The organism is Bacillus sp. SG-1 (assembly GCF_000181495.1).
GTDB lineage: Bacteria > Bacillota > Bacilli > Bacillales > Bacillaceae_B > Rossellomorea.
Genome location: NZ_ABCF01000154.1, coordinates 1 through 1,773 on the forward strand (window position 1 = coordinate 1; position 1,773 = coordinate 1,773).

General features: G+C 44.2%; 2 protein-coding genes. Both read left to right on the forward strand.

All coding sequences use genetic code 11. The annotated features are described in order from the left end of the window. Nucleotides 1–322: 322 nt before the first annotated feature. Nucleotides 323–766 (forward strand): GNAT family N-acetyltransferase, encoded by a 444-nt coding sequence (locus BSG1_RS19310; protein WP_006838929.1) that lies wholly within the window; start codon nt 323–325, stop codon nt 764–766. Nucleotides 767–892: 126 nt separating this feature from the next. After that, nucleotides 893–1,773, forward strand: an 881-nt coding sequence (locus BSG1_RS19315; RefSeq protein WP_006838930.1) for a fumarate hydratase, incomplete at its 3' end; no start/stop codon positions are given.

Here is a 1,773-nt window from a genome sequence, read left to right on the forward strand (position 1 = left end):
ATGATAGATGATTTGGAGATGAAGGTGGATCAATTCAAGAAATAAGGAGCCTTTCTAAGGGCTCTTTTTATTAGGCTCTTTTCTTAAACTTTGTTGCTATATACTTTTCATGAGATATGCCTTTATTCAGAAAATATGCTGGTAAGCAAACAAGAAAAGAGGGCCCTTGTCTCCAAGGGGAAAATCCAGGTCTTTGGATTTTTCCGAGAGCAACAATATATACGAAAACAGCGTTTTATTTTGCCTGATCGTCCAGCTTCCTGCATTCTGATGAAGCTGGAGGGTAGGTTCACGCTTTAAAAACTATGAGGTGACATGGTTAATGAACATTTCACTTATTGCTGAAAATCAGGCGGAAACGGCCAAGGACATTGTCCTTCAGGGCTTCAAGGAGCGTTTTGGAACAATTATTGACGGCTTGAACCCGGACTTGGATGATATTCTGGCTTATTACCAGAAGGATAAATATTTTTATGTAGGAGAGTATCAGGGGAAACTGATGACTACGGGAGGAATCATCTTTGAATCACAAACGGAATGCAGGCTCGTCCGGATGTCGGTTTTATCTCCTTATCGCAGATTGGGATTTGGAAGGGCAATGCTTTCCTTTTTAGAGAAGGAAGCCCTTAAAAGGAATGCTTCGACGGTGATACTTGAGACGAATAAGGAGTGGAAAGACGCCATTCTTTTTTATGAAAAAAATGGATACATTCCTTATCGGAAAGAGGCTGAAAGAATCCACTTCCGAAAAAAATTGATGGCCTGACCTGTAATCGTTTACAATCGGGTCTTTTTTTCTGCTAATTATAGGAGTATAATAATGGTGAAAAATTCAAATTTTTATAATTCAATATCTATATATAGAAATAGTAGCGGGAGAAGGGGATTGTTTATGAACATGGACAAATTGCAAGAGAGCATGTATCAATTGATTGTTGAAACCTCGACTAACTTGCCTAAGGATGTAAGAAGAGCGATCAAGATGGCTAAAGCGAGGGAGAGTGCCGGAACTCGCTCGGCAATGAGCCTGGCGACCATTTCCAACAATATCAAGATGGCAGATGACAATGTATCTCCAATCTGCCAGGATACCGGTCTGCCGACTTTCAAAATCAAGACACCAGTCGGAGTGAACCAACTGGAGATCAAAGAAGCGATTTACGAGGCGATGAAACAGGCGACGAAGGACGGGAAGCTGCGCCCGAATTCAGTGGACTCCCTGACAGGGGCAAACAGCGGTGACAACCTGGGTCTTGGGACTCCTGTCATTAAATTTGAGCAGTGGGATAAAGATTATATCGATGCCCGTTTGATCCTTAAGGGAGGCGGCTGTGAAAATAAGAATATCCAATACAGCCTGCCGTGTGAACTGGAAGGGCTTGGCCGTGCAGGGCGCGATCTTGACGGCATCCGCAAGTGTATCATGCATTCTGTATATCAAGCTCAGGGACAAGGCTGTTCCGCAGGTTTCATCGGTGTAGGAATCGGTGGAGATCGTTCTTCAGGTTATGACTTGGCAAAAGAGCAGCTGTTCCGTTCTGTCGAGGATGTTAACAGCAACGAAGATCTTCGTAAGCTTGAAGAATATGTGATGGAGAATGCAAACGAACTCGGAATCGGGACGATGGGATTCGGCGGTGAAACGACGCTCCTTGGTTGTAAAGTGGGAGTCATGAACCGTATCCCGGCAAGCTTCTTCGTATCTGTGGCATACAACTGCTGGGCGTTCAGACGTTTGGGCGTCAAGCTTGATGCAGACACAGGCAGCGTTCA

Bases quoted from the DNA above. Each gene is read 5' to 3' on its own strand.
- BSG1_RS19310 (WP_006838929.1), top strand. From the start codon at position 323: ATGAACATTTCACTTATTGCTGAAAATCAGGCGGAAACGGCCAAGGAC.